Genomic DNA, 26,541 nt, shown 5'->3' with positions numbered 1-26,541 from the left:
CATCACCTAACTTTGAAAAGTTGGGGACGCATTTTGATCAATAAAATCATAATCACTAAACTAATGATCATTTCTGGTAATAAATAGGACAGATTGTACAAGGCAGAATAGGTGGCCACAGGCATTCCTTCAGGGGCATAAGCCCCAAACCATACCACACCAGAGATAAAATGACTGAGAAAACGCAATCCTGAAGCCAGCACAATGCCAATTGCAGCCAACCCCATCATTTTCCCGGAAGCGCGGGTCTTATGAAGGGCAAACAGACCTGCTGTTCCCAACAGGGCGTAAGCCAAAGGATAATCCAGCACCAACTGCACGGGATGCACCACATAACCACCCTGCACTACCTTTATGATACCCACAATGAGTCCAGCGATCAAACCTGCCGTCAATCCCCGGCGCAAAGCCAGTACAAAGATCGGTACCATAACCAGTGAAATTGAGCCTCCGTAGGCCCATAACGCTCCAAATTTAATAAAACTGAATACATAGGCTACAGCAGCCATAACAGCTGTTTCCACCATAATAAGCAGACGTTCTCGTTCCATCATTCTCCCCTCCATTTTAAGTGTAACTACATAAAAAACCACTCCAAAGGAGGAGTGGTCGAGACAGAAATGTATCCATACCAGATTGCCAACAGCTGACCCCATGTATGGACAACCTGAAAGGCCATTTCTGTTCCACTTTCCTCCGCTAGCATGACCCAGATCAGGTTCAAAGGGTTGGGGCAACTGCCCCTCTCAGCCCGCCTGCGGGCACCCCTAGTGGAACAGGTCAATATATGGGATTTGGCTCTATTATAGCATAGCATCAATCACTTGACACAACCCTGACGTTGAGGGACCAGTTAACCTTTTGAACTTAAATTTTGCCCAGCACAGCAGTTTTATTTGACCCAGCCCAGCAGCATCTCTCGTACCAGCTTGGAAGCGACAATCTGTGTTTTTTCTGTCGGATCATACACAGGTGCCACCTCCACCAGATCCGCACCCACGATATCAACATCAGCTTTAGCTAGCAAATGGATCGCTTCCAAGAGTTCAGTGGAACTGATTCCTCCTGCTTCAGCTGTGCCCGTTCCCGGGGCAAAAGCAGGATCCAACACATCAATGTCAATGGTCACGTAAACTTTTTTTCCGGCCATTGAGGGCAGTGCTTCTTTTAATGGTTTGACCACTTCAAAGGGGTAAAAATGCATGCCGGATTCCCGCCCATACTGAAATTCTTCCCGTGTTCCGGAACGGATACCGAACGAATAGACCCTCTCCGGCCCCAACAGCTGGCATGCTTTTCTGATGGGCGTGGCATGAGAGAGCGGCTCACCCTCATACTCTTCCCGCAAATCGGCATGGGCATCGATATGGATGAGATAAACATCCTTAAACCGGCACTGGACTTCCTGAATGATGGGCCAGGTAACCAGATGCTCTCCGCCCAGGCCCAGGGGAAATTTGCCATCCTGCAGCACCTTGCGCACAAAGTCAGCAATCATGTCTAAACTGCGGGCCGGATTGCCGAAAGGCAGCGGAATATCTCCGGCATCAAAAAAGCGGATGTCTTGAAGATGACGGTCCAAATAGGGGCTGTACTCTTCCAAACCGATAGACACTTCCCTGATGCGGGCTGGACCAAAGCGTGATCCTGGCCGGAAGCTGACTGTGAAATCCATAGGCATGCCATAGATCACCGCTTCACTTTCCTCATAATGAGGATGGCTGGCGATAAACACCTGCCCCGAATAGGCTTCATCAAAACGCATGGTCATCCTCCTTCAGGCCCTGTCTGTAAAAATCCTGATTCATCTTATCCCCGGGATGAAAATGTGGGGACCGTTCCTATACCAAGGCCTACTCGATTAAATCCTTAACAAATTTGGGCAATGCAAACGCCGCTTGATGTACCTCAGGCGTGTAGTATTTGGTTTCAAAGTCCAGTTGTCCCGGCAAGCTCGCGCTTAAAGGATCATACTTTTTGGAGCCGATGGTGAAGGTCCACATTCCGCTGGGATAGGTGGGAATGTTGCAAGTGTACAAGCGGGTAATGGGGAAAATGTCCTTCACATCGGCAAACACTTTACGGATCAAGTCCCCGTGAAACCAGGGGTTGTCTGTTTGGGCGACAAACATCCCATCCGCAGTCAAAGCCTCGTAAATTCCCTGATAAAAACCTTTTTCAAACAGCTTGGCTGCCGGTCCGACCGGCTCGGTGGAGTCGACCATAATGACGTCGTATGCGTTTTTATGCTGGTGGATATGCATAAATCCGTCATCTACCAGCACCTCTACACGAGGATTATCCAGCTCTTTGGCAATATTGGGCAGAAACTTTTTAGAGTACTCGATCACTTGGCCGTCAATTTCCACCAGGACCGCTTTCTCTACACTGGGATGTTTCAGTACTTCCCGGATCGTTCCCCCGTCACCTCCGCCAACCACCAGCACTTTTTTAGGCTGCGGATGGGTCATCAAAGGGACGTGGCTCATCATTTCATGGTAGACAAACTCATCTTTATCGGTTGTCATCACCATCCCGTCCAAAACGAGCATGGTGCCAAATTCTTCAGTCTCTATAACATCAAGTTGTTGATATTTTGTCTCTTCACTATGTAACGTTTGCTTTACTTTGGTAGTGATACCGTGTGCTTTGGTTTGCAGTTCGGTAAACCACAATTCCACTCCTTATTCACCCCTTGTGTTTTTCGTCACCAACAAAGCAATTATAGCCAACCTTTCTAAAAATGCAAGTCTCTTATTCGTATAAAACGGTTTGATCTTCCCCATACTGTTAGCAGTATCACTTAGTCGTCACATATCGCAACATATGGGGGGATTGCCAATGGAAGTCATCCATGAATCGTGGCTGGTCCGCTTTTTGAAATGGCTGACCAAAGTTCTTTTGTTTACATTTATCATGACCATCTTGCTGTCCTCTATTCTGCTCTTAAGTTTATTATATTTACGCTCACAGCCCTTGCCCCCGTTTCAAATTCAGGAGACAACGACGATTTACTCTGCTGACGGGGAAATCATTGACCAAATCTATCAAGGCCAAAACCGGACATTTGTCCCGATCGAAGAACTGCCCCCTCACTTGTTGCAAGCGTTTATTGCTGTGGAAGATCAGCGCTTTTACCAACACTTTGGCTTTGATCCCAAACGTATTGGCGGTGCCATCGTGGCCAATATCCAGAGCCGTGCCTATACAGAAGGGGCCAGTACCATCACCCAGCAGTTGGCCCGCAATTTATACCTGGACCACAGCAAAACATGGGAGCGAAAACTGAAAGAAGCACTATATACCATTCAACTTGAACTGCACCTGTCCAAAACACAAATTCTGGAGCACTATTTAAATCAAATCTATTTCGGGCATTCCGCCTATGGCGTTGAAGCGGCCGCCAATCTGTATTTCGGCAAGTCAGCCAGAGAGCTGACTCTGGCAGAAAGCGCCCTCTTGGCCGGCATCCCCAAAGGGCCGCGTTATTATTCCCCTTGGCTGAATTACGATAATGCCAAATCACGGCAGGAGCTGATCTTACGCCTGATGGAAGAACAGGGCTATATCAGGACGGCCGAACGGGAGGAAGCGGCAGCCGAGCCACTATCACTTATTTCCGCCGAAGAACACCGCCAAGATGCCAATCTGGCCCCTTATTTCCGGGATTTTGTCCGCCAGCAGGCGCTGGAGCGCTATGGCATTACAGAAGACGTTTTTGATCACGGGGGTTTGCACATTTACACCACCCTTGATGCCGATATGCAACGTCTGGCCGAAAACTTGTTTGAGAAACATATGCCCGCTGACCGGCCTTTACAAGGCGCACTTTTAGCCCTTGACCCTCGCACGGGGTATATCAAGGCCATGGTGGGGGGACGGGACTATGGGGAGTCCCAGTTTAACCGGGTGCTGGCTGAACGTCATCCGGGGTCTTCCATTAAACCTTTTTTATACTATGCTGCTCTGGAACACGGCTTTACCCCGGTAACGCTGATGAAAAGCGAGCCGACCACCTTTACCTACGATAACGGGCGGGCCACTTATACCCCCCGCAACTTCAATGACCACTATGCCAATGACTATATCACCCTGGAACAGGCCATTGCCCGTTCAGACAATATCTATGCAGTCAAGACGATCATGCATCTTGGTGAAGAGACCTTCGTGGACACCCTTCACCGCTTTGGGTTTGACCGCCCTTTTAACCCCCTGCCTGCCCTGGCCCTGGGAGCTCAAAACGTCACCTTGCTGGAAATGGTGAAGGGCTATGCAGCTTTTGCCAATCAAGGTGTGCAGGCGGAACCGCTGGCCATTACTAAAATTGAAGACCGTCACGGCAACATCCTTGTCCATGAAGAGCCCCGGCTGATGTCCATCCTGGACCCCAATAACACCTTCATCCTCAACCGCATGTTGGAGCATGTGTTTGAAGAGGGGGGGACCGGTCACCGGGTGGCTTCCATTTTAAACCGGCCCACAGCAGGTAAAACCGGTTCCACCGACACGGATGCCTGGATGATCGGCTTTACCCCCCAGCTGGTGGCCGGCGTGTGGGTGGGCTATGACCAAAACCGCCTGATCAACCATAACAATGACGGGCGGCTGGCAGCCACCCTGTGGGCCCATTTCCTGGAGAAGGCGCTGGCTGATCAGCCCCCTGCACTATTTCCTGTCCCGAACGGTGTTGTCGGTACATATATTAATCCGGAGAACGGACTTCTGGCCACCGAGCACTGTCCTGTAAAACGGTTGTTGTATTTTAAAAAGGGCACGGAACCAGTGGACGTTTGTACGGAGCACTTGCCGGATCCTGATACCATCCCCGAACCGCTGGAAGTGGATGAATCGGCTTCTTTCTGGCAACGGTTAAAACAATGGTGGCGGGAACCGCAAGCCAATGAACCTCCCCAGTCTTAATCCTCCAGACAGACCAACATCCTAGCCAGACCATCCCGTTCATACGCCAAAAGGCAGGAGTGATCCCTCCTGCCTTTTGGCTGTCCCAGTCTATTTATGTTAGCGACTTCAATTTCATTTTACTCTTTTTGAAGCCAGTCGTATCCCCTGTTGATATAATGTCACAAAACGTTCACAGTTAACCGGTCGTCATACATGGCAGAGAGCACGCAGTTCATCAATAAACTTGAGCGCCTTGTGCACCTCTTCATCGGTGTACTTTTGTTTGCTTTTCACTTTCTGCACCTTGCTGATCAATTCCTCTTGGGGCAGATGATCAAAGTAGAGGAGAGTGGAAACCAGTTCCAAGAAGCGCGAGCTCTCCTGATTCAGCCGGCGCACAAAAGGCTCTAGCCCCTTGATCTCCGTTGGATACAGGCGCAAAAATTCCTCTCCCTTTTCGCTCAACCGGTACGTATACTGGGTATAACCGCTTTTGTGCTCCTTATCCTCACTGATAAACCCCAGGTTATGTAACTCCTCCATTTTAAGACTTAACTCCTCGGAATACGGACCGTAAAAGTGGAAGTTAAACCGTTCACCAAAGTCAAACTTAAACTTTTTGGAGATATACACGATTTTCTGCAGCTTTTTGCGGCCGCTGATCTCCCCGGCCTGCTGCAGCAAACACATTAGCTTGGCATGTTCCTTTAACACTGTACGTCCCCCTTTATCTTGCTCCGCTCTTTTCCGCATCCCTCAGGGCTTGTCTGATCTTGGCCACCACATCCCGGCAACCCGCTTGCTCCCGTTCTTCCAGCAGGTCTTGGGCAAAATAAATCTTGTGATCCGTCTGCGCTTTGCCCGAAACCGCCTGCACAATATGAGACGCCCGCGACAGCTCCCTTAATTCCCCGCCAGGCATTAATAGATGGATAGGCAAGCGCTCCCCTTCTTCGCCGGGGCGGTAGTAATCATAGGGCAGGTCGGAAGAAGACTCAAATTCCAAATAATAATCGGGATTGACGCCTGCCTGTCTAAAGAGCTGCTCCAGCTCGGAATACAGACGCATATGGATGGACGGATTAAATTCCACGTACTTGAATAGTCGTCTATTTATAAATCTATCACACAAGTCGGCCAGAATGCTATCCCCTTCTTCCACCCACATCTGAAAGTAGTACAGGATTGTGCTTTCATCCAGCCTTAAATAGTCCTTTAGGTCCATTTTTTCTTCTAAAAACCCCTTCAGCAGATGAGGTTGGCAGTTAAAGTCATAACCCTCGTCATACAGATCTTTGACTCGTTTGAAAATTTTGCGCAAAATCACTTCCGCGCTGCGTGTCACCGGGTGAAAATAAACCTGCCAGTACATCTGGTACCTGGACATGATGTAATCTTCAACGGCATGCATGCCGCTGTATTTGATCACCGCATACTCCTCGTGGGGGCGCATCACCCGCAAAATACGCTCCAAATCAAAGTTGCCGTAATTGACCCCCGTATAATAAGCATCCCTCAACAGGTAGTCCATGCGGTCGGCATCGATCTGACTGGAGATGAGGCTGACCACCAATTTGTTCTCATACGTTTTGGCAATCACTTCATTCACTTTGTGGGGAAAGTCGTCCGACACCTGTTTTAAGACCTGATTGATTTCAGTCTCCCCTAGTAAAATCTTGCCTGTCCATTCTTCATGATCGGTGTTAAACACTTTTTCGAAACTATGGGAGAAAGGGCCATGGCCTACATCATGCAAAAGAGCGGCACACAAACACAACATGCGGTCCTCTTCACTCCACCCCGGCATTGCCTCTTGCCAGGCAGGGCGGGTCATAAACTTTTCCAAAATACGGCGCATTACTTCGTACACACCCAGAGAATGATTAAAACGGCTGTGTTCTGCGCCATGAAATGTCACATAGCTGGTTCCCAATTGGCGGATGCGCCGCAAGCGCTGAAACTCGGAGGTGTTGATCAGGTCCCAGATCAGTTTGTCATACACATGGACATAGCGATGGACAGGATCTTTAAACACTTTTTCTTCATCCAGCTTTTGGGTCAGAATGTGGCTCACCATGTTGCCCCTTTCCTGCACAAACATAACTTGATCTTTTTATTTTTATTTTAAACGAACCCAGACTAGATTAAAATGAATTTAATGAAAGGAGATTTTGGGCACATGCTGTTCATCGTCTTGCTCGCCATCCTCACCCTGGGGTACTGGCTGTATATCGCTTACGAAAGTATACGTGGCTTGCCCGCGCTTAAGTCCCTGCCCCGCACAAAGACGCCTGTTCGGTCGGGAGCCACTGTCTCTGTCATTATTGCCGCCAAAGATGAGGGGCACACCATTGTAGAGACCGTACAACGTCTCTTGCGTCAAGATTATCCCTGTACCGAAGTCATTGTGATTAACGACCGTTCCCGGGATGAGACAGGGGCCAAGTTGGAAAAATTAAAGGGCTGGGCAAATCAGCATAGCCGTATCCCGTTAATCGTGAGGCACGTCACAACATTGCCTGAAGGATGGTTGGGAAAAAATCATGCCCTTTACCAAGGGTATCTGTCTGTTAAGGGGGACTATCTGCTGTTTACGGATGCCGATGTCTGCTTTGAACCATCTGTGCTTAGCGACGCCGTGAACTATATGGACACTCACAAGGTTGATCATTTAACCCTGTCTCCAAAAATCATGGCCAAACCTTTGCTGCTCCGGATGTTTGTCCGCTATTTTTTCTTTTCGTTCATGCTGTTTTTTCAGCCCTGGAAAGCAAACAATGACAAGCAACTCAAAAAAGGAATGGGGATCGGTGCTTTTAACATGATGCGGAAGAGCGCCTATGAGAAAATCGGCACTCATCGCAGCCTGGCCACGCGTCCTGATGATGATCTTCAGCTGGGCCTCAAAGTGAAGCAAGCAGGTTTGAAGCAGAGGTTCTTAACCGCACTCGATCATCTGAGCGTGGAATGGTATCCGGATCTGCCTTCCGCTGTTCGGGGACTGGAGAAAAACAGTTTTGCCGGACTCGGCTACAGTTTGTGGTTGGCCGGAGCCGCTTGTGTCGCCCAGTTTGTGTGTTTCATCTTTCCTTTTGTTGCCGTATGGCTGTTCAGCGGCTGGCTTATGTGGCTGTACTTGCTCACGGTAGTAATGATCCTTGGCTTATATGCTGCCCACACTTTTAAACTGAGCGGGCACATTGGGGTTGATCTATTTTTATTTCCTGCCTCTGCTCTCCTTTTTCTGGGCATCATTGTGCGCTCAGTGCTGATCACACTGAAACAAGGCGGCATTTACTGGCGGGGTACCTTCTATTCCTTGAAGGAGCTTAAGGAGATAAAAGAGAAGTCTTAAACGACTCCCATCCCGTTTTTAGTGAGGAGAATCTGCTCAGCGTTATATTCTTACTGAGTCTACCTCTGTTTCATTGTGTGAAGAAGAAAGTGGTGCTATAATGAAGAAAAGTCTGTCTTCTCGATTTCATAGCGGAAGGAGCAGCCAACGTGAACAGCCCCTTTTGGCAGCCTCTCTTGGAGCTACAACTGTTACGGCAAATCCATCCACAAAGGGAAAGCCCTAAAGAGATAGGCGATGTTCATACCATCAATTTGCATACTCATTTTGCCCGTGTGTTTGAACAATATCTTCAAGAGCAGCCATCTTCTATACTTATGGATGCCGGCGTTGAACCAGCTTTTTATGGGTCGGCGCCAGGGTTCCCTGTGTTAAACGCTGGCCATATGGGAAGCGCTGGTGAGTGGCTTACCGCTTCCACGCACTCATTTCATTCTAATTCTAAGCCTGCTGCCCGGGCAGCGGACATGTATGCCCAGCAGGTGCCGGACAAGCCTGTTGGTTTAAATCAGCCTCTGCAATGGTTGAGAAAAGGGGCTGAAACGTTTACCACATACATTGAGCAAGCAGCTGAACGTTTTAAGGTGGACCCGTTGCTGATTGCTGCAGTGATCCATCGTGAGTCCAACTTTAACCCCCGGGCCAAAAGCCGGGCCGGGGCCATGGGCTTGATGCAGCTCATGCCTGGAACTGCCCGGGAGATGGGCGTGCAAAACCCCTATGACCCTGCCCAAAACATTGATGGTGGTGCCCGTTATCTGCGCCGGATGCTGGACCGTTATAACGGTGACATCCGCCTGGCTCTGGCGGCGTACAATGCTGGCCCAGGCAATGTGGACAAGTATGGAGGCATCCCTCCTTTCAGGGAGACTCAAAACTATGTCCACAATGTGCTTCACACTTACCAACAGTTAAAGCAGACCGTCTAAGCATAGTTAAAAAAGTGACCAGCCTTTTTATGACAGAAGGCTGGCCATTTTTTTAATGATGTTTACACAATTGATCTTTTACTGGCGAGCACAGGTTTTTTGGAAAAATCTCTGCTAACATGCAGGCGATTCCCTATTATGTTCACCTGATCCAGCTCAATGTGATCTATCTCAGCCAATGCCCCAACCATCCGCCAACCGTTTACTCTGACTGCTCCTGAGATTTTATGTACTGCAGGATAAGCCGGTCCAGTTCCTGGCTGATTTTTAACACCTCTTCATCTGTTAAAGATTTATGAGCTGCTGCTTGGTTCAATTTTTTGCGTAATTTTTCAATTTGTTCCAACAACTTCATATAACTATTCCCTTCATTCCTAATTCGTTTAAAAGCAGATCACCAGTTGCCAGTCTCGCATATGCTCTTATTAGGAACATTATACCACATGTTCAAAACAGGACCATATTTCCAGACTGCTCTGACCGTTAACGATGCTAAACTCAAAGGAAGAGTACTGAAAATCATTTATAACTACAGAGACGAAATGACTGGTGATAATCGTGAATACATTAGCTGAAAATATTCGTTACTATCGGGAAAAACTGGGCTGGACCCAGCAAGAACTGGCCGATCGGATTAACATCTCCCGCTCGGTTCTCTCCAAATGGGAAAATGGACTGCTCGTACCAGATTTGCAGGCTGTAATTAAACTGAGTGAGTTGTTTGAGATTAGTATTGATTCATTGATTGGTAAAGTCTATCACACGCAGCAATTGCTGCGTGAAGTGAAAGAACGTTATCATTTGTCGGATCAGCAAGCAGATGAAGAATTACTGGAGGTTATCCGGTATCTGGCCACCCACAAGGAGTTGAAAACACTCCTTTTCAAGCTTACGCGCTTACATGGCAGCAAACGCAAAGCGGTGGAAGACATATTAAAAGTGGTGGTGGACAAGTTTCAGCGTGTTTAGGCTGAGGAGCCCCCAAGTCGCCCATCCCGGGCTCCGGTCCCCTTAGGCCTTGCTTGCGGTTTTCCTGTGTTTAAAAACGGCTTGTCAGAGAGACTGTTTGTCAGTCTTTTTTTCATCCTTCTTTTATGGCCATTTGTGCTATACTACATGACATGGGTGCATTCTAGCCATAGCACAGTTTAACTGTAAGCCGACATTTTGGAGGAATGACCATGTCACAGCAACGTCACTCTAATATGAAATATCGCCTAGAAACTTGGTGTGATTGGTTCGTTCATCATCCCCGTTTTACTTCTGCCATTGTTGTGCTGATTGTCATTAACGCCATCGTGATCGGAATGGAGACGTACCCCGGGATCTATAAGCCTTATCGGGACTGGTTTTATCTGATTGACCGGATTATATTGTGGGTTTTTACAGTTGAGATTATCTTGAAACTGGTAGCTATAAGACCGAGGTATCAGTTTTTTAAAGACAGTTGGAATGTCTTTGATTTCCTGATCGTTGCCAGCGGGCATCTGTTTGTTGGGGCTCAATTCGTGACTGTGTTGCGTGTCCTGCGTGTGTTGCGCCTGTTGCGGGCCGTCACGGTTATTCCATCCCTGCGCAAGTTGGTCAGCGCCCTTTTGTATACCATCCCCGCTTTGGGCAACATCATGTTGTTGATGGGCTTAATCTTTTATATTTTCGCCGTCATAGGCACCTTCTTGTTCCGGGATGTGGCCCCTGAGTATTTCGGTTCGTTACACCTCTCGCTGATCACGTTGTTCCAGGTTGTTACCCTGGAGTCTTGGGCCAGCGGGGTGATGCGTCCCATTATGGCTGAAGTATTCTGGTCCTGGATCTACTTTGTTACTTTTATCCTAGTAGGAACGTTCGTTATTTTTAACCTGTTTGTCGGGGTCATTGTCAGTAATGTGGAACGGGCTGAAACGGAGGAAGCAGAAGAGGAGCAACAACCTCATCAGCGTGTCTCTGCCGACCACTCGGTTTCAGATGAAGAGATTAAGCAACTGCGCAACGAGATCAAAGAACTGCGCCAATTGCTCCGTGATTTAAAAAATCATCAATCCCATTCTTCCAGTTGAACAACATATCCACTAAAAAGACAGGGAGTCCAAGATCAGGATCACCTGTCTTTTTATTTCTCCTTATTCAAAACGATAGCTGTATTGTTGATTATAAAGGAAAATTTTATATGTGCGTATTATATTTTTAAAAATTATAAAAATAAGAAAAACAGACTAGGCCTGTGGTTCCGAACGATGCAGGCCTTTTAACGCATATGAAAAGGTGATGTGTCCTCCACTGCTTTCACCAGTACGTCATTCCCAATCATCTTCAATGCTGACATCAAAAATGTCTTGAAAGGAGAGCCATTCCTCCTCCTGATCATTGACGAGCTTCACCTGTCCGAGCGCGGGATTGATTCTCTTCACCACGCCTTTCACTTCCCGGTTTTTAAATTCTCCAAATAAACAAACCGTCACTGGCAGATGGAATTGCAATGATTGCCGTAACTTATCATTAATCTCTTCCACTTGCTGCTCATCTAGAACCGGTCTTTTTTGGCGACTTTGTTCTTGTTTTAACTTCTGCAAAGCTTCCTTATGTTCGGGAAGCATCCAGCGACTTGATTCCCACATCAGATTGGACCCTGGCGTAATTTTGTTCGGTTTCATCACTGCTTCCTCCCTTAAAGAGAAACTTTGTTCCCATTATATGCAAACATGTGTTCTTTATGCAATGAGTCATGACCTAGTAAAATATTCCTGCAACAAAAAACGGCTCTGTTCAAGAGCCGCTCACTTTACGTTATATGCATCCCATAAACTGTCCATCACCAGATCATCCAAACTTTTAAATTCATAGCCCTGTGCCCGCAAATCATCGATAACCCGGGGCAGTGCTTCCGCATTGTCCCTTGAAACAGTGTGCAGCAACACAACAGCTCCGGGATGAATCTGCTGCATAATATTGTCATAGGCATAGCGCCAGCCCCGCTGCCTGTCAATTTGCCAATCGACAAAGGCGAGGGACCAGAACACGTTGCGATAGCCCAGCTTTTGGGAAAGGGCGAGGGTGCGTTCACTAAAGATCCCCCGGGGCGGGCGGAGGTAGTTCATCCCCTTAACTCCCGTGATCCGTTCAAATTCTTGCTCCACACGGACCAGCTCTTTGATCAGCCGGTCATCGCTGACCTGGGTCATATCTGGATGGGACCAGCTGTGGTTGCCCACAATATGCCCTTCTTTCACCATGCGTTTGACTAAGTCAGGCTGATCTTTCAAATAGTGGCCAGTGACGAAAAAAGCGGCTGGGACCTGTTTCTCTTTGAGCACGTCCAAAATGCGGGCCGTATACCCGTTCTCATAACCGTTATCAAAGGTCAGATAAACCTCCCGTTTGGAGGTATCGCCCAAGTAAAAGCCACCATACTGCTCTAACAGCTGATCCCACTCTTTTTCTGCTGACGGAGGTTGGTGATCTGTACTTTTTTTAAATCCCCAGTGAATGGCTTTGTTGGACCAACTATCTGCACCGGCAGACTGAACGCAGGCCAGGTGAGAAATAAGTATAAAACAAAACAGCACCATGATAAACCTTTTGCTGTGCTTCATACTAGAACTCCTTCCTTATGTGTATCTGCCTTTTTTACTTCAATCTAAATATAGTTTGTAAAAGAGTCACACCAAGCATACCGGAAGGAATATCCTATTTTTCCCAAAAGAAAAAAGCCGTCCTGATTGGACACCCTTTAATCATTCATGGCTTCTAACGCTTGTTCCACATCAGCGATCAGCTCCTCCACCTCTTCAATTCCCACAGACAAACGGATCAAACCCATGGTGATCCCCAGCTTGTCCTGCTGCTCGGGTGTTAATGCGCGGTGAGAAGTCTTTAACGGATGGGAAAGTGAAGAATTAACACCCGCCAAAGAAGGAGCAAAGGGAATGAGGGTGAGGGCACGCATAAAGCGGTTAACGGTATCCGGATCATCATCAATAACAAACGAGAGCATCCCCCCGAATAAACCGTTTCCCTGCCGTTTGGCCAGCTGATGGTGAGGATGGGACTCCAGGCCAGGGTAGTATACCCGTTTGACCCGCGGATGACGGTCCAAATACCGGGCAATGGCCAAGGCGTTGACACTGTGCTGCTTCACACGCAAGTGCAAGGTTTTGAGGCCACGGGCGGCCAGCCAGCTTTCAAAAGGACTCAGATTAAGTCCGTAATGAACCACGATCTCCCGGGCCCGTCTGCCATCCGTCTCTGTTTGGGCCACCACTACCCCGGCCGTCACATCACTGTGTCCTGATAGATACTTGGTCGCACTGTGAATGACCATATCCGCTCCTAGTGTGAGGGGGCGGGTCAAGACAGGAGTGGCGAAGGTATTGTCCACCACCAGTTTCAGCCCCAGGCGATGGCATTCGGCAGCTAGCGTTTTAATATCCTGTACATTGAGAAAAGGATTGGTCATCGTTTCGGTTAATAGCATTTTGGATTTCGTTGTGACATAAGGAGATAAATCATCCATGGCGTCCAGTGGCACATAGGTCACAGTAATCCCCAGCCGCTTCAACTCCCGCGACAGGAGAACGCTGGATCCGCCATAAATCTCTTCGGCACAAAGCAGGTGGTCTCCGCTTTCACAGAATGTCAGCACAGCCGTCAAAATAGCGGACATGCCTGAAGACGTGACGACGGCGTCAGCACCTTGTTCCAACGCTTTGACCGCAGCGGCCAGCTCATCAGAGTTGGGATTGGCAAAACGTGTGTACATATAGGCTGTGGACGGTTGTTCAAAATAGGCTTCCAGCTCGTTCAAATCCTCAAAGGTAAACACAGACGTTTGATAGATCGGCGTTGTTTTGGGCTTAATTGTCATGGGGTTTCTCTCCTTTAGGGTCTGCTAGGTGAAATTTTCCTCCATTATAGCAGAGAGAAACAGACGGTGGTACCTTTATGTCGGCCAAGGATTAGCGCCGGACGGAAGCGGCCATGCGGATATAGGTGTGTTAGGACAACAAAGGAATCCGCTCCCGATACTTTTCTATCAAAGCTTGGTTGTGTGCCTCCGCCCCGTCCAGGTTACCGCTTAAAAAGACGGGCGGCTCGATGCCTTGTTCTAGTAAAAGGTGAATCGCCTCCGCAAAAACACTATTCAAAATGATGGCTCCCATCACAGTAGAACTGGGGCCAAAAGGTGCAGACAGTTTTTCATGTGTTAAGATGGCATCCCCTTTTACACTTAAATTGTCAATGGTGAGATCAACAACTTCATACAAACGCTGGCCACTAGGGTGACGGGACGGCTGGCTGCGAGAATACGTAAGCGAGGTGATGCCGATCACGTACGCCCTTTTCTCCTTGGCGGCAAGCGCCACATCGATCGGGACTGGATTGCGTCCGGAGGTGGAAATGACAAAAACGACATCATGCTCACGAATGTCTTGATCTTGTATAAACGTATCGGCGTAGCCACATTGTTTTTCCAGCCGGGATGAACGGACCGCCCCTTGATGAAGCATCAATCTCTCTTCAAAAATGGGCTTGACCGGCACCAGGCCTCCCGCACGGTAAAACACTTCTTCGGCTAAGAGGTGAGAATGACCAGCCCCAAAGAGCTGAATGATCCCACCCTTGGCCAAGCCCTCGGCGACTTTTTCAGCTGCCTTGCGCATGTTTACCTTTTGTCCCTGTTCCAACTCAGCAATAAGGGCTTTGATCCGCTTAATATACTGCTGCATCATTTTCAAAACCTCCCTATGATTGTGTTCTTTCCTTTTCTGCTTGGCGGATCAAATTGGCCATCTTTTCAACGGCTACCTCAATTATCCGCTTCCCCTTTTCTTTTGCGGCCAATGTGGCATCACCCAGGACAGGAACATCAGTAAACTGCTCCCACGACATAGGCGTATAATCGACTTCCTCCGGTACATTGGGTATGTTTTTAATTGCTTTGTTCATGTCAACCCGATCCTCTGCCACATACAGCATTAACGAAGTTTCAATTTCATCCGCGTGAAAGAAGGTGTGATGAACCGCTTGCGACTCCCTTAATTCTTCGATGATTTTTCCCGTCCCGGGATAAAAGAAAGCGAATGTTTTCAACTCTGGACACAAATCATACAGCTTTCTTGTCACCTCTTTTAACGCCATCTGGTTTCCTAGATGACCATTAACGATAACAAATATTTTAAATCCCTGCTCAGACAAACTTTGGCCTATGTCACACAAAAGATTAATCAACGAATCATTACTGACATTAATACTGCCCGCAAAATGGCGCAGGCTCCATACTTGTCCGTAGGGTAAAGTGGGTAAAACAAAGGCATCAACTTGCTGGGCAAGCCGGTTAGCCAAGGCTTCGGCCAGTATATTATCCGTACCTAAGGGGAGATGAGGTCCGTGTGCTTCAATGGCACCAATCGGTAAAATGGCAATCGACTTTTCCTTAATCAGTTGACGAACTATTTCCGAGTTAGTGTAAGCAAATTGCATAGGCATCATCTCCTGTGCTAAAAATGAGCCTTACTTTTTAAAAGCAAAGCACCGGGCTGGATTCGCAACAAAAAACTTTTTGACCAAGGTTTCTCCATCAAATCCCCTGCGTTCAGCCTCATCAATGAACCGCGGAACCCATTTGGAAATAATATAAGCTAAGCCAAGTCCATGCCCATAATGCTTGTAATAGCTTTTTCTAGCTGTATCTCCGCTGATGAGGATTTGATCCTCATACCCTTTTTGCACCAGTTGCAAAATAAGGTCAATTCTTGTGCTCTCTGGGGCGTATTTGATCTTGCCAATACCGTCAAAACATAAATATGCTCCTGTTTTAGCAATCTGCTCATGATAATATGGATCAGGGTTGCGATCCATATGTCCGAAACTAACGTAACTAGGCTCCACATTTTCAGATCTGAGAATCTCAATCTGCTCCAATGCCATGGTTCCCATTTCTGTATGGGAGTGAATGGGGGCCTTTGTTTCATGATGAGCACGGGCTACAGCGCGGATCGTTTTCTCTTCCAGTGGAGTAATAGAGTTATAGCCTGTGCCAAATTTGACCTGCCCCCCTTTATAAGGCGTACCCTCAAGCCCTTCTTCCACTTCACGCACCACAAACTCTGTTAATGCATTGATAGAGCTCTGATCAATCCATTCTTCAAAAGTAGAATAATCTCCGATTATCAGCTTGAGCCTATCTGGGAGACGTGCCTGCCATAAAAAGCTTTTATTAAAGCCGGCTGTGCCGATAATATAAACGCCAGTTTGGTCGGCAATTTGTTTGACAGCCTGCACATCTCTTCCATAGTCGACCGCTGTGGCATCGACAATGGCCTTTCCGCCATGCCGCTTAAAATCAAACACGTCACGCTCTGATTTTTGTTGATCATCTAATAGTAAGTCATCTTCCCCCTTTTCCAACCAGTAAGGGGGACGGCAAACGATATGTTCATGGGCATAGGTAAAACCTAACTGTTCAGGACAAATATCCCCTTGAAGTGTCCGGATGAAGCTCATTTTATTCCCCCTCTTTACCATCTTCAAACGTATTTTGTTATGTGGAGAAAGGGCAGTCACCACTGCCCTTCGCTCTGTTCCATTTAGTTTAGAAAAATAATTGAGCCAAGAAGCGAATCACAGGACCCAGAATAAACATATCGGAGTCAGCTGCCCACATAGCCGTATCAGGGATGGTGTCTCCGATCAACATTCTGACCATCACAAACTGACCCCAAGCGACAACTGTTGCTGTCATGAAGCCGCCGAGTAATGCACCTCTTACCCCGCCCGTGGCATTACCAAATACGCCGGCCGCAGCTCCATGGAAGAACAACACGATCATCGTCGGCACAAAGACGTAGGCAACAGTTTTACCTATGACCACAAGCCATAACAAAGCTCCGATAAAAGCACCCAAAAATCCGAGAATAACGGCATTGGGAGCGTAAGGATAAATGACAGGTACATCGAGGGCGGGTTTGGCTCCAGGAACAAGTTTAGTCGCAATTCCTTTAAAAGCTGGAACCAATTCACCGACAAACATACGTACTCCCATCAGTACAACGGAAATGCCGGCTGCAAACTTAACCGCCTGAATAAAAGCATAGACGAAGAAACTTTGATCACCCGCTTCAGCCATTAGCTCTTGGGCGCCTGGGGTTCCTTTTCCGGCCAGAATAAAGGCACCAACCATGAATAAAATACCCATGGTTAAGGCTGTGATCACATTGGAATCTCGCAGAAATTCCAGTCCTTTAGGGACTTTTAACTTTTCAGAATCGTTCTCCTTGTTGCCAAACAGTTTCCCTAGCAGTGCCCCCAATAAAGCAACAGAAGCAGAGGTATGACCAAGGGCGATGTTGTCATTGCCAATAATCTTACGCATAAAGGGTTGGGTTAAGGCCGGCTGAACTGTCCAGTAAATACCCATAATAACGGATAAGAAAATAACAAGTCTGATAAAAGGAACATCTCCTACGGTGTGTACAACAATACCGGCAAAAATAATAGTGGTCCAAAACATCATATGACCGGTCAAATAGATATATTTTAGCTTAGTAAACCGTGCCAAGAAAACATTAATCAAAAAGCCGATGGCCATGGCCAATGTAACGGCTCCGCCATATTTGGCACTAAATGCCTCTTGACCCATAAACTCTCCTAAGGAAGGACCTTCAAGATTGAACACTTCTTTCCACATAGGTTCAAAAATCAATAAAGCGTTTACAATAATGCTAGCACCTGCTCCAATAATCAGGAAACCAATAATTGCTTTGAATGTTCCGCTCATCAGCTGACTGATTGACTTCTTCTGCAACAATAAACCCAAAAATACGATAAAACCTAACAAGATCGCCGGTTCCCCAAATACATTAGTGGCAATCCATCTTACAATATCCATCACAAATTCTCCTCCCCTCATCAAGATAGTTTAGATCACTCGATTTTGGCTTAACACCCGCTTGATTTCTTCTATGTCAAAGTAGTTGTTAACAACCAAAATTTTGGCTTGATGTCCTTGGAGGCTTTGAGCCAGCTCATTGCTTGTTAAGATATAGTCCGCCTCAACCCCTGAAGCTGCCGAAACATCCACATGCTCCACCTCTGCGTCTACTCCTGCCTCGTTTAACACCTCTTCAATATTCATACGTAAAATTAAACTTGTGCCTTGACCCAATCCACATACTGCTAAGATTTTCATCTTTCAATCCCCCTCTATCACACTTTGTAAGTCTTCATAGTTTTTAGCTGTCATAAATTTATATCTGATTTCTTCATTCCCCAGGAGTGTAGACAATTTTTTTAAGACCAAAATATGTTCATTGTTGGATCCTGCTGCTAAAGCAAAGACGAGAGAGACCGGATCATTATTAGGGTGACCAAATGGTACAGGTTTTTTTAATTGCAGCATGGATACGGCTGCCTGTTTAGCTCCATCTTCAGGCCTGGCATGTGGCAAAGCAATGTGAGGAGCCAATACAAAATAAGGCCCGTTTTGTTCATAAGAATCGATCATGGCTTGTATATAGGACTCATTGATCAACTGTTGATCTAACAATAGTTTGCCCGCCTGTTCAATAGCTTCTTTGGCGTTGTTTACCTTGGCATCAAGCTGTATAAGTTCCTGTGTTAAAAAGTGCATGATCTAATCCTCCACTTAGACATTTAAAGTGAACTCCTTTTTTTGGAATTTCCTTCGCAAAATTAACGATACATCTCAATTACAAACTTATACCGGTCTCCCCGGTACACAGACTTGACATACTCAAACGGCGTCCCGTCACTTAAATAGGTGGTTCGTCTCATGAGTAAAACCGGTGCTTGCTCGGCAATCTCCAATAGTTGGCTCTCCTGTTTAAAAGCAACACTGGGCTCTAAACTTTGAATTGCCCGTTCAATTTTCAGCTTAAGCTCCTGTTCAATGTACTGGTATAGCGATCCTTTCACAGTCTCTTCCGTCAACCCGTGTATACGCTGTTTAGACAAATAGGCTACTTCGCAGGCCATGGGGCGCCCATCGGCCAAACGCAGACGGCTGATCTGATAGACCAAATCCCCCCTTTTAATATGCAACTCCCGGCTTACTTTAATAGGAGCCGGTACTTCTTTAAATTCAAGGAGCTTTGTTTCCGGTACCATACCCAGGCTGCGCATATCTTCCGAAAATCCCCTTAACTTTGACAAAGGCTGCTCAATTTTCCTCTCAGCCACAAAGGTACCTTTGCCCTTCTTTCTGACCAGCAAACCTTCGTTAACCAGATTGGTGATCGCTTGACGGACAGTCATGCGGCTAATGTGATATTGTTCGGCCAGTTCCCGCTCAGAAGGAATCAGGTCTCCCGGCTGTAAGGCCTCATTCTCAATCTGGGTGCGAATCAGTTCTTCGAGCTGGTAATAGATCGGAATGGGAGAGTCTTTATCAATCATGGTGCACTCGTCTCCTTTGCTGTAGATAACAAGGCCGCTGCTTCCCGGTCTAAGAATACGGTAACGCGGTCATGACGCTTTAATGCTGTGACCGGCCACTGTTCAGTCACCTTGTGACCTTCTATTAAGTGATAAACAGCCTCCGCTTTTTTAGAGCCGCTGGCCAAGAGAATGATTTCGTCCGCTTCCAAAATGGTGGCAATGCCCATGGTAATAGCCTGAGTGGGCACATCTTCAAGAGAAGGGAAAAAGCGCGCATTTGCCTGCCGGGTACTTTCCGCCAGCGTGACAACATGGGTTCTCCGGTCGAATGAGGTGCCAGGTTCGTTAAACCCAATATGCCCGTTCCGCCCCACACCTAAAATCACAAGGTCCAGACCACCGTGCCGCCTGATTTCTTCCTCATACCGCTGGCATTCTGCTTCAGGGTCCTTGGCCAAACCATCGGGAATATGGGTTTGTTCAAGGGGCAAACCCAAAGGTTCAAACAGATGCCGGTTCATGTAGGAATGATAACTTTGGGGTGACTGGGGCGGTAAGCCAAGGTATTCATCAAGGTTAAAGGTGACCATGCCGCCCAGTTGAAGTGGGTTATCCCGGTGCAAAGCAACCAGCTCGCGATAAAAGCCGATGGGAGTTTCCCCGGTAGGCAAGCCGAGGGTCACCTTAGGGCGGCTGGCCACGAACTGGTAGACATATCGCGCTGCTTGCTTGCTTAGTTGCTCATAATCACGGGCATAGATAATCTCCACCGTACTCACCTCATTTCCTGTCATAGATCAGCTGTCCGCGACAGATGGTTTGCTGTACGTTGAAATCTTGATCTAGCACAACCAAATCAGCATCTTTTCCTGGGGCTATACTTCCCTTGCGGTGGGCGATGCCTAATTTGTGGGCTGCATTAAGAGAGGACAGCTTGACAAGATCCACAAGGTCACAGCCGTTCAACCTGCTGGCATGTCTGACAGCCTCATTCATTTTAAGCATGCTGCCAGCCAGCGTGCCATCTGCCAAGAGCGCTCTGTTCTCTTTTACGGTCACCGTTTGGCCCCCCAGGTCATAGGCACCGTCCCCCAACCCCTTAGCCCGTATGGCATCCGTAATCAGGATCATCTTTTCCGGACCTTTGATGTTGTAGGCCAGCTGCACCACTTCCTGCTTGACATGCACATGATCAAAGATAATCTCTGCCGTGATGTCAGGATGCAAAAAAACGGCTCCAACAACTCCCGGTTCACGATGGTGAAGGGGACGCATGGCATTAAACAGGTGCGCAGCATGAGACAGGCCATATTGCACAGCTTGGGACACTTGCGCATAAGTGGCATGGGAGTGGCCAACTGAAATGATGACCCCCCTCCCTTTTAAATATTTGACCAGCGCAAGTCCCTCATCTTCTTCCGGAGCCAGCGTCACCAACCGGATCTTTTCTCCAGACAATTTTTCCCACTTCGCAAACGTCTCCACACAAGGGGGGACAATATGCCCTTTGGGCTGGGCCCCTGGATGGCGTTCACTGATGAACGGACCTTCCAGGTGAATGCCCAGTACCTCTGCCCCCGGTGCAGGATCGTTCATATACTGGTGAACATTTTGAACTGCTTGGGAAATGGCGTCGTCACTTTGGGTGATGGTCGTCGCTAAAAAGCTGGTTGTTCCCTCGGCAGGCAACGCTTGGGCAATGGTTTGCAAAGCCTCCCGGGTGCCATCCATCACATCGGCACCTGCAACACCATGAATATGCACATCAATAAAACCAGGGAAAAGGAAATCGCTGTCATTGAGGTGTATCACTTTTACACTGGTCTCTGCTTCCCCATAGGGCGTATCACTTACGGCTGCAATTTTGTCTCCCTCCACGATGACGTGTCCGTCATGAATCACCTTCTCCCCGGTCACGATTGTTCCTCCGCTAATCACCATGCTATTTGCCGCCATGAACATTTCACCCTTCAGTTTGATCTCTTTGTGTAACCCCTTTCAATCCAAGTATAACATCTAGTTGTTTAGTTGTCTATACCACTTTTCAAAAAATAACCACGGAGCCAAACGGCTTGTCCGTGGCCTGATTGCCTGCTTTGTTAACAGGTGTCCTGTATGTAACGTTTAAACAAGGTAGCCAAGCCCAGCCCACCGCCAATGCCTAACGTAGCCAGGCCCCAGGTGGCTTGATGCAGCGACATCTCCGTCACCAACCTTGTCACCAACCTTGTCACCAAGATGGCGCCAGAGGCCCCATACGGGTGGCCCAGGGCAATAGCGCCGCCGCCCACGTTCACCTTGTCCCAGGGAATCCCCAATTCCCGCAAGGAGGCGATTACTTGTGAGGCAAATGCTTCATTAAACTCAACCAAATCGATCTCATCCACGGTCATACCCTGCCGTTCAAGCAGCTTTTTCACAGCAGGAACGGGACCAATGCCTAACAGATTGGGATCGACGCCGGCTGAAACCGCATCCACAAACTCCAGCACCGGGACAAGTCCCAGTTCACGGGCTTTACGTTCGGACATGACCAGGAGCACTGCCGCACCATCATTAATCGGACAGGCATTCCCAGCCGTCACCGTTCCGTTTTCCCTAAACACAGGAGAAAAGCGGGTCCGGGTAAACAGACGTGGTGCCCCTTTGTAAAGAGAGGCCGGCTTTTCTATTTTCCAAGGGGCCTGACTGGTGCTTTCTACCCCTCCAGCTACATAAAACTCTCCAGCTCCGGCCTGTATGAGACGGGCAGCCAGATTGACCGCTTCCAAACCGGAACCGCACTGTCGGTCAACTGTGACTCCGGGCACCTCTACCGGAAAACCGGCAGTCAACAATGCCAGACGGGCCAGGTTGCCGCCGGGACCGGTGGCATTGCCCAAGATCACTTCATCTACTTGACCAAAAGACAGGCCGCATTCGGAAATGAGGGCTTTCATCACATGGGCAGCCAATTGTTCAGGAGAAACATCTTTTAACATCCCTCCCACCTTACCAATGGGCGTGCGCTTCGCCTCTACAATCACTGCTTTGTTGTTCATAGGACCCTTCTTACTGCCACATCCCCTGCTGACCAGGGGCTGCTCATTGTTAAGTGCGCACATTGTTGCCATGCTTTTGGGCCAGAATCATCTCCTGTAACTTGCGCCGGGCAATTTTCCCGCTAGATGTATAAGGAAAGGTGGATACTTCAATAATCTCCCGGGGGCACTTGTAGCGGGCCAGATATTGCCTGACATACTGCCTGATCTCCTCTTGCTCCAGACGCTCACCTGTTCTGAACTTAACAACAGCTGCCACCTTCTCTCCCCAATAATCGTCAGGTACACCAATCACGGCGGCTTCTTCAATGCAGGGCAGCTGTTTCAAGACCCGTTCCACTTCTTCGGGATAAACATTCAACCCGCCGCTAATGATCATGTTTTTAGCCCGTCCGACAAGATACAAATAGCCGTCTTCGTCGACAGTTCCCACATCTCCAACAGTGGCCCATTCCCCTTGTAACACTTCTTGGGTTGCCTGTTGATCGTGGACATACCCGGAAAAAAACATGTCACTTTTAACATACACTTGACCGACTTCCCCCGGGGCCACTTCCTGCCCATCTTGATTGCGAATGGAGATCTCTACCCCGTAAAAGGGGCGGCCAACGGAAGCGCCTCTAGACAGCTGATCTTGGGGAGAGAGCACACTCACAAAACTTAATTCGGAAGCACCATAAAATTCATACAAGCCCGTGTGCGGAAAAAACGTGCCCAGTTTACGTTTGTCCACTGCTTGCCATTTTGCTCCTGAAGAAATGATTTTTTGCAGATGATGGGCAGTCGGTACTTCCTCCCGATGTTCCAATTCCTGCATGATTGCTGCGGCCATGGTAGGGACAATAAACAGGACCGAAACAGGCCAGTCCGCTTTGGTTTGGAGCTGAGTACAGATGCTTCCCTGCCTTAACCAGGAGGCAATTGTCATGATATCAGCTGCCAATTGCCCATAGACCACCTCCTGGCTCCCCGTCCTTATTGCCGGTTTATTAGGATAGTGTTTAGCATGACTTAAGATCGGTGCAGTTAGCATCATTCACCATGTCACCTCTGATTTGTTGGCAGGAGGTAAAAACCGCCTAGCTGTGATTCTAGTAGCTAGAATAAAAGGTTTGCCCTTATCGGGACAAACCTTGTCACAAAAGTGAATAAGGAGCAGATTATTGAGAAGAGGAGCGATTGGCCATGCGCGGTTGTATGAATGGACGGACCTGTTTTATTTTGACAGCCACCAACGCGGCAATCAACGCCTTGAGCAGGTCGCCCGGAAGATAGGCCACAGCAGAGAGGGCTGTTGCTTGCAAAGGCAAATCTGTAACAAAAGCCTGGTAGGGAATACCTGCCGCATAAATGACGATCATGCCTCCCAAAATATTGAATACAAACACCTTCCACACATTTAAACGGCTCCAAAAACGTTCCACCAAAAAGCCAATGACAAAAGCGGCTATAGGCCAGCTTAATATGTACCCTCCGCTGGGACCCAGTATAATCGGCAGTCCCCCCCGTCCGCCGGTTAAAACAGGAGCACCGACAGCCACAAGAAACACAAATAAGAGCAAACTTAAACTACCCAGGCGGGCACCCAAAATAGCACCGGCTAACATGACTCCTAAAGTTTGTGAGGTGATAGGCACAGGGGTAAACGGCAGGGGAATGGGGGGCAATAAACCCAGCGCTGCTGTTACCGCTGCAAATAATGCCACATACATCATATCTTTCAGCTTCATTTCTCCCAACTCCCATTCAATTCAACTTAGACTTTAACATCTACTATTCTCATTATAGGGAGAGCGGGAGTTAATATCAACCTAAAAAATAAGTTGGTTAACATATATGCTTGGTTAACACATCTTAAGGCTGGGGCATTGTATCTTGGTGTGCTCCAACTGAATGGGTAGCATTGTGTAACAGCATAGTATAGTGTTTGGCCTTAGCATGGTTTTTCTGTTTTGCAAAATGATCCGCCAGCTGCTCAATTTCATCCAATATATAAGACAACATATTTTTACGGGCGAAATAGTTAATGCATTTTTCCATCAACATTTCATACATCTTGATATCCCCTGCTTGATGGAATTTTTTGGCCTCTAAAATCTGGAGCAGATACCTGTCCTTCTCATCCTTACAATTCTCCTTGGCTTCATCCATAAGCCAATTAAACTCCTCATATTCATTAAGAAGCAAAAAAGTCTCCAACACATTATAATAGCTGATGATCAGTTGTGGATTAGCAATATACTTGGATAAATACAATCCTTTTTGAAAGTAGGTCAGACTTTCCCGGTATTTTTCTTGATCGTGACATAAACTTCCCAAATTATTTAAAACATAAGTCTGGAATTCAACCATTTCATGTAATTCTGTCAACTCCAAGGCCCGCTTGTAAAATTCCTCTGCTGTTTCATAATCTTTTAATTTCCTGCTAATCATGCCGATCAAGATATACGTTTGCGTGACCAATGACCATATATGGTGTTTGAGGGCGAGCGGCAGGGCATTATAACCATAAGTGTTGGCTTGATCAAAATCATTTAAAAAATAGTAATTGCGAGCAATATTATAAAGCACCCGAGCTTGTTGGCGTTCATCAAGCGGCTGCTCCAACAGTTTGTAAAAAAAGCGGTTGCTTTCCTCATATCTGTACATATATTGAAGAATGCGGCCCTGAACAAAGTAATACAGGTTAACAATGGAAGGGGAACAGGGCCACTGCGTAGCTGTAGTGCCATCCACCAAAGGAGCAATCTGTTCATCGAAGAATTTAACCGCCAGGGAGGCCTCTTTTGTATGGATATAGAGGTAATTCTTAAGCAACAAAAAATAGAGTTCCTGTTCCACAGAGGAGATATACGGATAGGTTTGATCAATCTCCTTGAGTAACACTTCCGCTTTTTGGACTCGCCCCTCATCCAGTTCCAAATGTAATTGCCTCAGCTGTTTCATCAAAAGCGCATTTTCCTGGTCAAAACGCAGCAGATAATGAGCAGGGACATTCAATTTTCGAGCCAGGTCTTCCAAGACAGCCTGTCTTGGAAGGTGGTGGCCTGCTTCAATTAAAAACAATTCATTTTTGGACAAGTGCTCATCTGCTAGGTCAATCAACGATAACTGCTGTGCACGGCGGAGTTTGGCGATGCGCTTGCCAATATGCATGTCATGCCCTTCCTTTTTCCAAAATATATAATCTATATAATCTGTCTATCGTATATTGCCTCTCTCTCCTAAACAAAGTTTAACATGGATGTCCTTTTCTCATCAGATTTTAAAAATTAAAAATAATAACACCCAAGCTTGGCCAAGTACTTATATTAAATTCTAACATTTTCTACCATGAAAACCAAGATGACAAAAGCACCGTTTTTTCACGGTGCTTTTGTTCTATGGCCTATAGGATTGTTTACATAGTCACATCCACAGATCACAAGTTAAGCCGGACCAGGATCCATATCGATGGGTCGAGCGAGGTAGTGACTGGCTGGACCGGGATCCATATCAATAGGGGTGGCCAGCTCCTGACTTGCTGGTCCTGGATCCATGTCAATGGGTTTAGCAACAGGTTGTCCATCAAAACCTACGACCACAAATATCCCCCATAATATCAACACAACAGCAAACCCAGACGCAAACACCTTCATCATTGTTTTCATATACTTCGGTACCTCCCACAAAAGCAAATTTTTGTGTTAACAAGATTTATCTATGTGTAATTCTAGTTGTATGTAAATGATAATGGCTTGTCCAACACTGACGCAAACTTTGCTACTTCATGTCAATAAGTGACGGTTTTGTAGTGCAGTGTTTGTCAACTCACCTCCGTTCCATGTATGTTTTGGATAAATATGTCTAATAAAGTTATACCATACTTTCTAGCATATTTCAAATAATTTTAAAAAATAAAAAATAATAGTATATTGGAACC

Annotated in this window: 28 protein-coding genes and 1 riboswitch; of the genes, 5 read left to right on the top strand and 23 right to left on the bottom strand. The window is 47.3% G+C overall.

Annotated features, from left to right (window positions below):
* Positions 1 to 2: 2 nt before the first annotated feature.
* The 3 genes from thiT to speE all read right to left on the bottom strand — a co-directional run bounded on the left by thiT (position 3) and on the right by speE (position 2,681).
* Positions 3 to 551 (bottom strand): energy-coupled thiamine transporter ThiT, encoded by a 549-nt coding sequence (gene thiT / locus J2S00_RS10520; protein ID WP_307339208.1) that lies wholly within the window; start codon positions 549 to 551, stop codon positions 3 to 5.
* A 123-nt stretch (positions 552 to 674) separates the two neighbouring features.
* Positions 675 to 779, bottom strand: a riboswitch (TPP riboswitch).
* A gap of 113 nt (positions 780 to 892) precedes the next feature.
* The gene (gene speB / locus J2S00_RS10515; protein ID WP_307339206.1) at positions 893 to 1,765 is read right to left on the bottom strand and encodes an agmatinase; all 873 of its coding nucleotides are present in this window, start codon (positions 1,763 to 1,765) and stop codon (positions 893 to 895) included.
* An 88-nt stretch (positions 1,766 to 1,853) separates the two neighbouring features.
* Entirely contained in the window at positions 1,854 to 2,681 is an 828-nt protein-coding gene (speE, locus tag J2S00_RS10510; protein ID WP_307339205.1) for a polyamine aminopropyltransferase, read from the bottom strand.
* Between the two features lie 160 nt (positions 2,682 to 2,841).
* Between speE and J2S00_RS10505 the strand changes: the two genes are divergently transcribed.
* Positions 2,842 to 4,920: a transglycosylase domain-containing protein gene (locus J2S00_RS10505; RefSeq protein ID WP_307339203.1), complete on the top strand. Its 2,079-nt coding sequence runs from the start codon at positions 2,842 to 2,844 to the stop codon at positions 4,918 to 4,920.
* A 189-nt stretch (positions 4,921 to 5,109) separates the two neighbouring features.
* Here the strand turns inward: J2S00_RS10505 and J2S00_RS10500 are convergent, their stop codons facing one another.
* Complete coding sequence (locus tag J2S00_RS10500) at positions 5,110 to 5,616, bottom strand: YwgA family protein (protein ID WP_307339201.1); 507 nt, start codon at positions 5,614 to 5,616, stop codon at positions 5,110 to 5,112.
* Positions 5,617 to 5,629: 13 nt separating this feature from the next.
* Positions 5,630 to 6,979, bottom strand: coding sequence for an HD domain-containing protein (locus J2S00_RS10495; protein ID WP_307339199.1), 1,350 nt, complete (start codon positions 6,977 to 6,979; stop codon positions 5,630 to 5,632).
* A 102-nt stretch (positions 6,980 to 7,081) separates the two neighbouring features.
* Here J2S00_RS10495 and J2S00_RS10490 point away from each other — a divergent pair, with 102 nt between their 5' ends.
* Positions 7,082 to 8,257 (top strand): glycosyltransferase family 2 protein, encoded by a 1,176-nt coding sequence (locus J2S00_RS10490; protein ID WP_307339197.1) that lies wholly within the window; start codon positions 7,082 to 7,084, stop codon positions 8,255 to 8,257.
* Between the two features lie 149 nt (positions 8,258 to 8,406).
* Positions 8,407 to 9,186 carry a lytic transglycosylase domain-containing protein gene (locus J2S00_RS10485; RefSeq protein ID WP_307339195.1) on the top strand — a complete coding sequence of 260 codons (780 nt, stop codon included), beginning with the start codon at positions 8,407 to 8,409 and terminating at the stop codon, positions 9,184 to 9,186.
* 202 nt (positions 9,187 to 9,388) lie between these two features.
* On the opposite strand, the gene J2S00_RS10480 is transcribed toward J2S00_RS10485, so the two are convergent.
* Complete coding sequence (locus J2S00_RS10480) at positions 9,389 to 9,541, bottom strand: aspartyl-phosphate phosphatase Spo0E family protein (RefSeq protein WP_307339193.1); 153 nt, start codon at positions 9,539 to 9,541, stop codon at positions 9,389 to 9,391.
* A gap of 203 nt (positions 9,542 to 9,744) precedes the next feature.
* Between J2S00_RS10480 and J2S00_RS10475 the strand changes: the two genes are divergently transcribed.
* Positions 9,745 to 10,155 (top strand): helix-turn-helix domain-containing protein, encoded by a 411-nt coding sequence (locus tag J2S00_RS10475; protein ID WP_307339191.1) that lies wholly within the window; start codon positions 9,745 to 9,747, stop codon positions 10,153 to 10,155.
* Between the two features lie 212 nt (positions 10,156 to 10,367).
* The gene (locus J2S00_RS10470; RefSeq protein WP_370875863.1) at positions 10,368 to 11,243 is read left to right on the top strand and encodes an ion transporter; all 876 of its coding nucleotides are present in this window, start codon (positions 10,368 to 10,370) and stop codon (positions 11,241 to 11,243) included.
* Between the two features lie 237 nt (positions 11,244 to 11,480).
* Here the strand turns inward: J2S00_RS10470 and J2S00_RS10465 are convergent, their stop codons facing one another.
* The 17 genes from J2S00_RS10465 to J2S00_RS10385 form a co-directional block, all read right to left on the bottom strand.
* Complete coding sequence (locus J2S00_RS10465) at positions 11,481 to 11,837, bottom strand: YolD-like family protein (RefSeq protein ID WP_307339188.1); 357 nt, start codon at positions 11,835 to 11,837, stop codon at positions 11,481 to 11,483.
* Between the two features lie 123 nt (positions 11,838 to 11,960).
* Positions 11,961 to 12,752, bottom strand: a complete 792-nt coding sequence (pdaA, locus tag J2S00_RS10460) for a delta-lactam-biosynthetic de-N-acetylase (protein ID WP_370875867.1) — start codon at positions 12,750 to 12,752, stop codon at positions 11,961 to 11,963.
* Between the two features lie 161 nt (positions 12,753 to 12,913).
* Complete coding sequence (locus J2S00_RS10455; protein ID WP_307339184.1) at positions 12,914 to 14,047, bottom strand: trans-sulfuration enzyme family protein; 1,134 nt, start codon at positions 14,045 to 14,047, stop codon at positions 12,914 to 12,916.
* Positions 14,048 to 14,177: 130 nt separating this feature from the next.
* A complete protein-coding gene (locus J2S00_RS10450; RefSeq protein ID WP_307339182.1) occupies positions 14,178 to 14,912 on the bottom strand; it encodes an SIS domain-containing protein in 735 nt (244 codons plus the stop codon).
* A 13-nt stretch (positions 14,913 to 14,925) separates the two neighbouring features.
* Positions 14,926 to 15,663 (bottom strand): creatininase family protein, encoded by a 738-nt coding sequence (locus J2S00_RS10445; protein WP_307339179.1) that lies wholly within the window; start codon positions 15,661 to 15,663, stop codon positions 14,926 to 14,928.
* A gap of 30 nt (positions 15,664 to 15,693) precedes the next feature.
* Positions 15,694 to 16,686 (bottom strand): phosphotriesterase family protein, encoded by a 993-nt coding sequence (locus tag J2S00_RS10440; RefSeq protein ID WP_307339177.1) that lies wholly within the window; start codon positions 16,684 to 16,686, stop codon positions 15,694 to 15,696.
* A gap of 88 nt (positions 16,687 to 16,774) precedes the next feature.
* Positions 16,775 to 18,070 carry a PTS ascorbate transporter subunit IIC gene (gene ulaA / locus J2S00_RS10435; protein WP_307339176.1) on the bottom strand — a complete coding sequence of 432 codons (1,296 nt, stop codon included), beginning with the start codon at positions 18,068 to 18,070 and terminating at the stop codon, positions 16,775 to 16,777.
* A 30-nt stretch (positions 18,071 to 18,100) separates the two neighbouring features.
* Positions 18,101 to 18,370 carry a PTS sugar transporter subunit IIB gene (locus J2S00_RS10430; protein WP_307339174.1) on the bottom strand — a complete coding sequence of 90 codons (270 nt, stop codon included), beginning with the start codon at positions 18,368 to 18,370 and terminating at the stop codon, positions 18,101 to 18,103.
* A 3-nt stretch (positions 18,371 to 18,373) separates the two neighbouring features.
* On the bottom strand, positions 18,374 to 18,811 hold the full coding sequence (locus J2S00_RS10425; protein ID WP_307339173.1) for a PTS sugar transporter subunit IIA: 438 nt from the start codon (positions 18,809 to 18,811) through the stop codon (positions 18,374 to 18,376).
* 62 nt (positions 18,812 to 18,873) lie between these two features.
* A complete protein-coding gene (locus J2S00_RS10420) occupies positions 18,874 to 19,596 on the bottom strand; it encodes a GntR family transcriptional regulator (RefSeq protein WP_307339171.1) in 723 nt (240 codons plus the stop codon).
* Positions 19,593 to 20,372, bottom strand: coding sequence for a glucosamine-6-phosphate deaminase (nagB, locus tag J2S00_RS10415; protein ID WP_307339169.1), 780 nt, complete (start codon positions 20,370 to 20,372; stop codon positions 19,593 to 19,595). Before nagB ends, J2S00_RS10420 begins: the two co-directional genes overlap by 4 nt.
* The gene (nagA, locus tag J2S00_RS10410) at positions 20,359 to 21,534 is read right to left on the bottom strand and encodes an N-acetylglucosamine-6-phosphate deacetylase (protein WP_370875862.1); all 1,176 of its coding nucleotides are present in this window, start codon (positions 21,532 to 21,534) and stop codon (positions 20,359 to 20,361) included. Before nagA ends, nagB begins: the two co-directional genes overlap by 14 nt.
* Positions 21,535 to 21,677: 143 nt before the next feature.
* Entirely contained in the window at positions 21,678 to 22,619 is a 942-nt protein-coding gene (locus tag J2S00_RS10405) for a thiolase family protein (RefSeq protein WP_307339165.1), read from the bottom strand.
* A 49-nt stretch (positions 22,620 to 22,668) separates the two neighbouring features.
* Positions 22,669 to 23,655: an AMP-binding protein gene (locus tag J2S00_RS10400; protein WP_307339164.1), complete on the bottom strand. Its 987-nt coding sequence runs from the start codon at positions 23,653 to 23,655 to the stop codon at positions 22,669 to 22,671.
* 124 nt (positions 23,656 to 23,779) lie between these two features.
* Complete coding sequence (locus J2S00_RS10395; protein ID WP_307339163.1) at positions 23,780 to 24,349, bottom strand: biotin transporter BioY; 570 nt, start codon at positions 24,347 to 24,349, stop codon at positions 23,780 to 23,782.
* A 124-nt stretch (positions 24,350 to 24,473) separates the two neighbouring features.
* Entirely contained in the window at positions 24,474 to 25,775 is a 1,302-nt protein-coding gene (locus tag J2S00_RS10390) for a helix-turn-helix transcriptional regulator (RefSeq protein WP_307339162.1), read from the bottom strand.
* A gap of 272 nt (positions 25,776 to 26,047) precedes the next feature.
* Positions 26,048 to 26,269: a hypothetical protein gene (locus J2S00_RS10385; RefSeq protein WP_307339161.1), complete on the bottom strand. Its 222-nt coding sequence runs from the start codon at positions 26,267 to 26,269 to the stop codon at positions 26,048 to 26,050.
* Between the last annotated feature and the right edge of the window lie 272 nt (positions 26,270 to 26,541).

It is taken from the genome of Caldalkalibacillus uzonensis (genome assembly GCF_030814135.1).
In the GTDB taxonomy this organism is placed as follows: Bacteria; Bacillota; Bacilli; order Caldalkalibacillales; family Caldalkalibacillaceae; genus Caldalkalibacillus; species Caldalkalibacillus uzonensis.
This window is presented reverse-complemented; position numbering and strand designations above follow the sequence as displayed.

What these genes read in the sequence shown, in the direction of transcription:
- thiT (WP_307339208.1), bottom strand. Translation starts at nt 551, where the DNA reads ATGGAACGAGAACGTCTGCTTATTATGGTGGAAACAGCTGTTATGGCT.
- speB (WP_307339206.1), bottom strand. Translation starts at nt 1,765, where the DNA reads ATGCGTTTTGATGAAGCCTATTCGGGGCAGGTGTTTATCGCCAGCCAT.
- J2S00_RS10505 (WP_307339203.1), top strand. Translation starts at nt 2,842, where the DNA reads ATGGAAGTCATCCATGAATCGTGGCTGGTCCGCTTTTTGAAATGGCTG.
- J2S00_RS10495 (WP_307339199.1), bottom strand. Translation starts at nt 6,979, where the DNA reads ATGGTGAGCCACATTCTGACCCAAAAGCTGGATGAAGAAAAAGTGTTT.
- J2S00_RS10490 (WP_307339197.1), top strand. Translation starts at nt 7,082, where the DNA reads ATGCTGTTCATCGTCTTGCTCGCCATCCTCACCCTGGGGTACTGGCTG.
- J2S00_RS10480 (WP_307339193.1), bottom strand. Translation starts at nt 9,541, where the DNA reads ATGAAGTTGTTGGAACAAATTGAAAAATTACGCAAAAAATTGAACCAA.
- J2S00_RS10470 (WP_370875863.1), top strand. Translation starts at nt 10,368, where the DNA reads ATGTCACAGCAACGTCACTCTAATATGAAATATCGCCTAGAAACTTGG.
- J2S00_RS10465 (WP_307339188.1), bottom strand. Translation starts at nt 11,837, where the DNA reads ATGAAACCGAACAAAATTACGCCAGGGTCCAATCTGATGTGGGAATCA.
- pdaA (WP_370875867.1), bottom strand. Translation starts at nt 12,752, where the DNA reads ATGGTGCTGTTTTGTTTTATACTTATTTCTCACCTGGCCTGCGTTCAG.
- J2S00_RS10455 (WP_307339184.1), bottom strand. Translation starts at nt 14,047, where the DNA reads ATGACAATTAAGCCCAAAACAACGCCGATCTATCAAACGTCTGTGTTT.
- J2S00_RS10450 (WP_307339182.1), bottom strand. Translation starts at nt 14,912, where the DNA reads ATGATGCAGCAGTATATTAAGCGGATCAAAGCCCTTATTGCTGAGTTG.
- J2S00_RS10445 (WP_307339179.1), bottom strand. Translation starts at nt 15,663, where the DNA reads ATGCAATTTGCTTACACTAACTCGGAAATAGTTCGTCAACTGATTAAG.
- J2S00_RS10440 (WP_307339177.1), bottom strand. Translation starts at nt 16,686, where the DNA reads ATGAGCTTCATCCGGACACTTCAAGGGGATATTTGTCCTGAACAGTTA.
- ulaA (WP_307339176.1), bottom strand. Translation starts at nt 18,070, where the DNA reads ATGGATATTGTAAGATGGATTGCCACTAATGTATTTGGGGAACCGGCG.
- J2S00_RS10430 (WP_307339174.1), bottom strand. Translation starts at nt 18,370, where the DNA reads ATGAAAATCTTAGCAGTATGTGGATTGGGTCAAGGCACAAGTTTAATT.
- J2S00_RS10425 (WP_307339173.1), bottom strand. Translation starts at nt 18,811, where the DNA reads ATGCACTTTTTAACACAGGAACTTATACAGCTTGATGCCAAGGTAAAC.
- J2S00_RS10420 (WP_307339171.1), bottom strand. Translation starts at nt 19,596, where the DNA reads ATGATTGATAAAGACTCTCCCATTCCGATCTATTACCAGCTCGAAGAA.
- nagB (WP_307339169.1), bottom strand. Translation starts at nt 20,372, where the DNA reads ATGACAGGAAATGAGGTGAGTACGGTGGAGATTATCTATGCCCGTGAT.
- nagA (WP_370875862.1), bottom strand. Translation starts at nt 21,534, where the DNA reads ATGGCGGCAAATAGCATGGTGATTAGCGGAGGAACAATCGTGACCGGG.
- J2S00_RS10405 (WP_307339165.1), bottom strand. Translation starts at nt 22,619, where the DNA reads ATGAACAACAAAGCAGTGATTGTAGAGGCGAAGCGCACGCCCATTGGT.
- J2S00_RS10400 (WP_307339164.1), bottom strand. Translation starts at nt 23,655, where the DNA reads ATGATGCTAACTGCACCGATCTTAAGTCATGCTAAACACTATCCTAAT.
- J2S00_RS10395 (WP_307339163.1), bottom strand. Translation starts at nt 24,349, where the DNA reads ATGAAGCTGAAAGATATGATGTATGTGGCATTATTTGCAGCGGTAACA.
- J2S00_RS10390 (WP_307339162.1), bottom strand. Translation starts at nt 25,775, where the DNA reads ATGCATATTGGCAAGCGCATCGCCAAACTCCGCCGTGCACAGCAGTTA.
- J2S00_RS10385 (WP_307339161.1), bottom strand. Translation starts at nt 26,269, where the DNA reads ATGAAAACAATGATGAAGGTGTTTGCGTCTGGGTTTGCTGTTGTGTTG.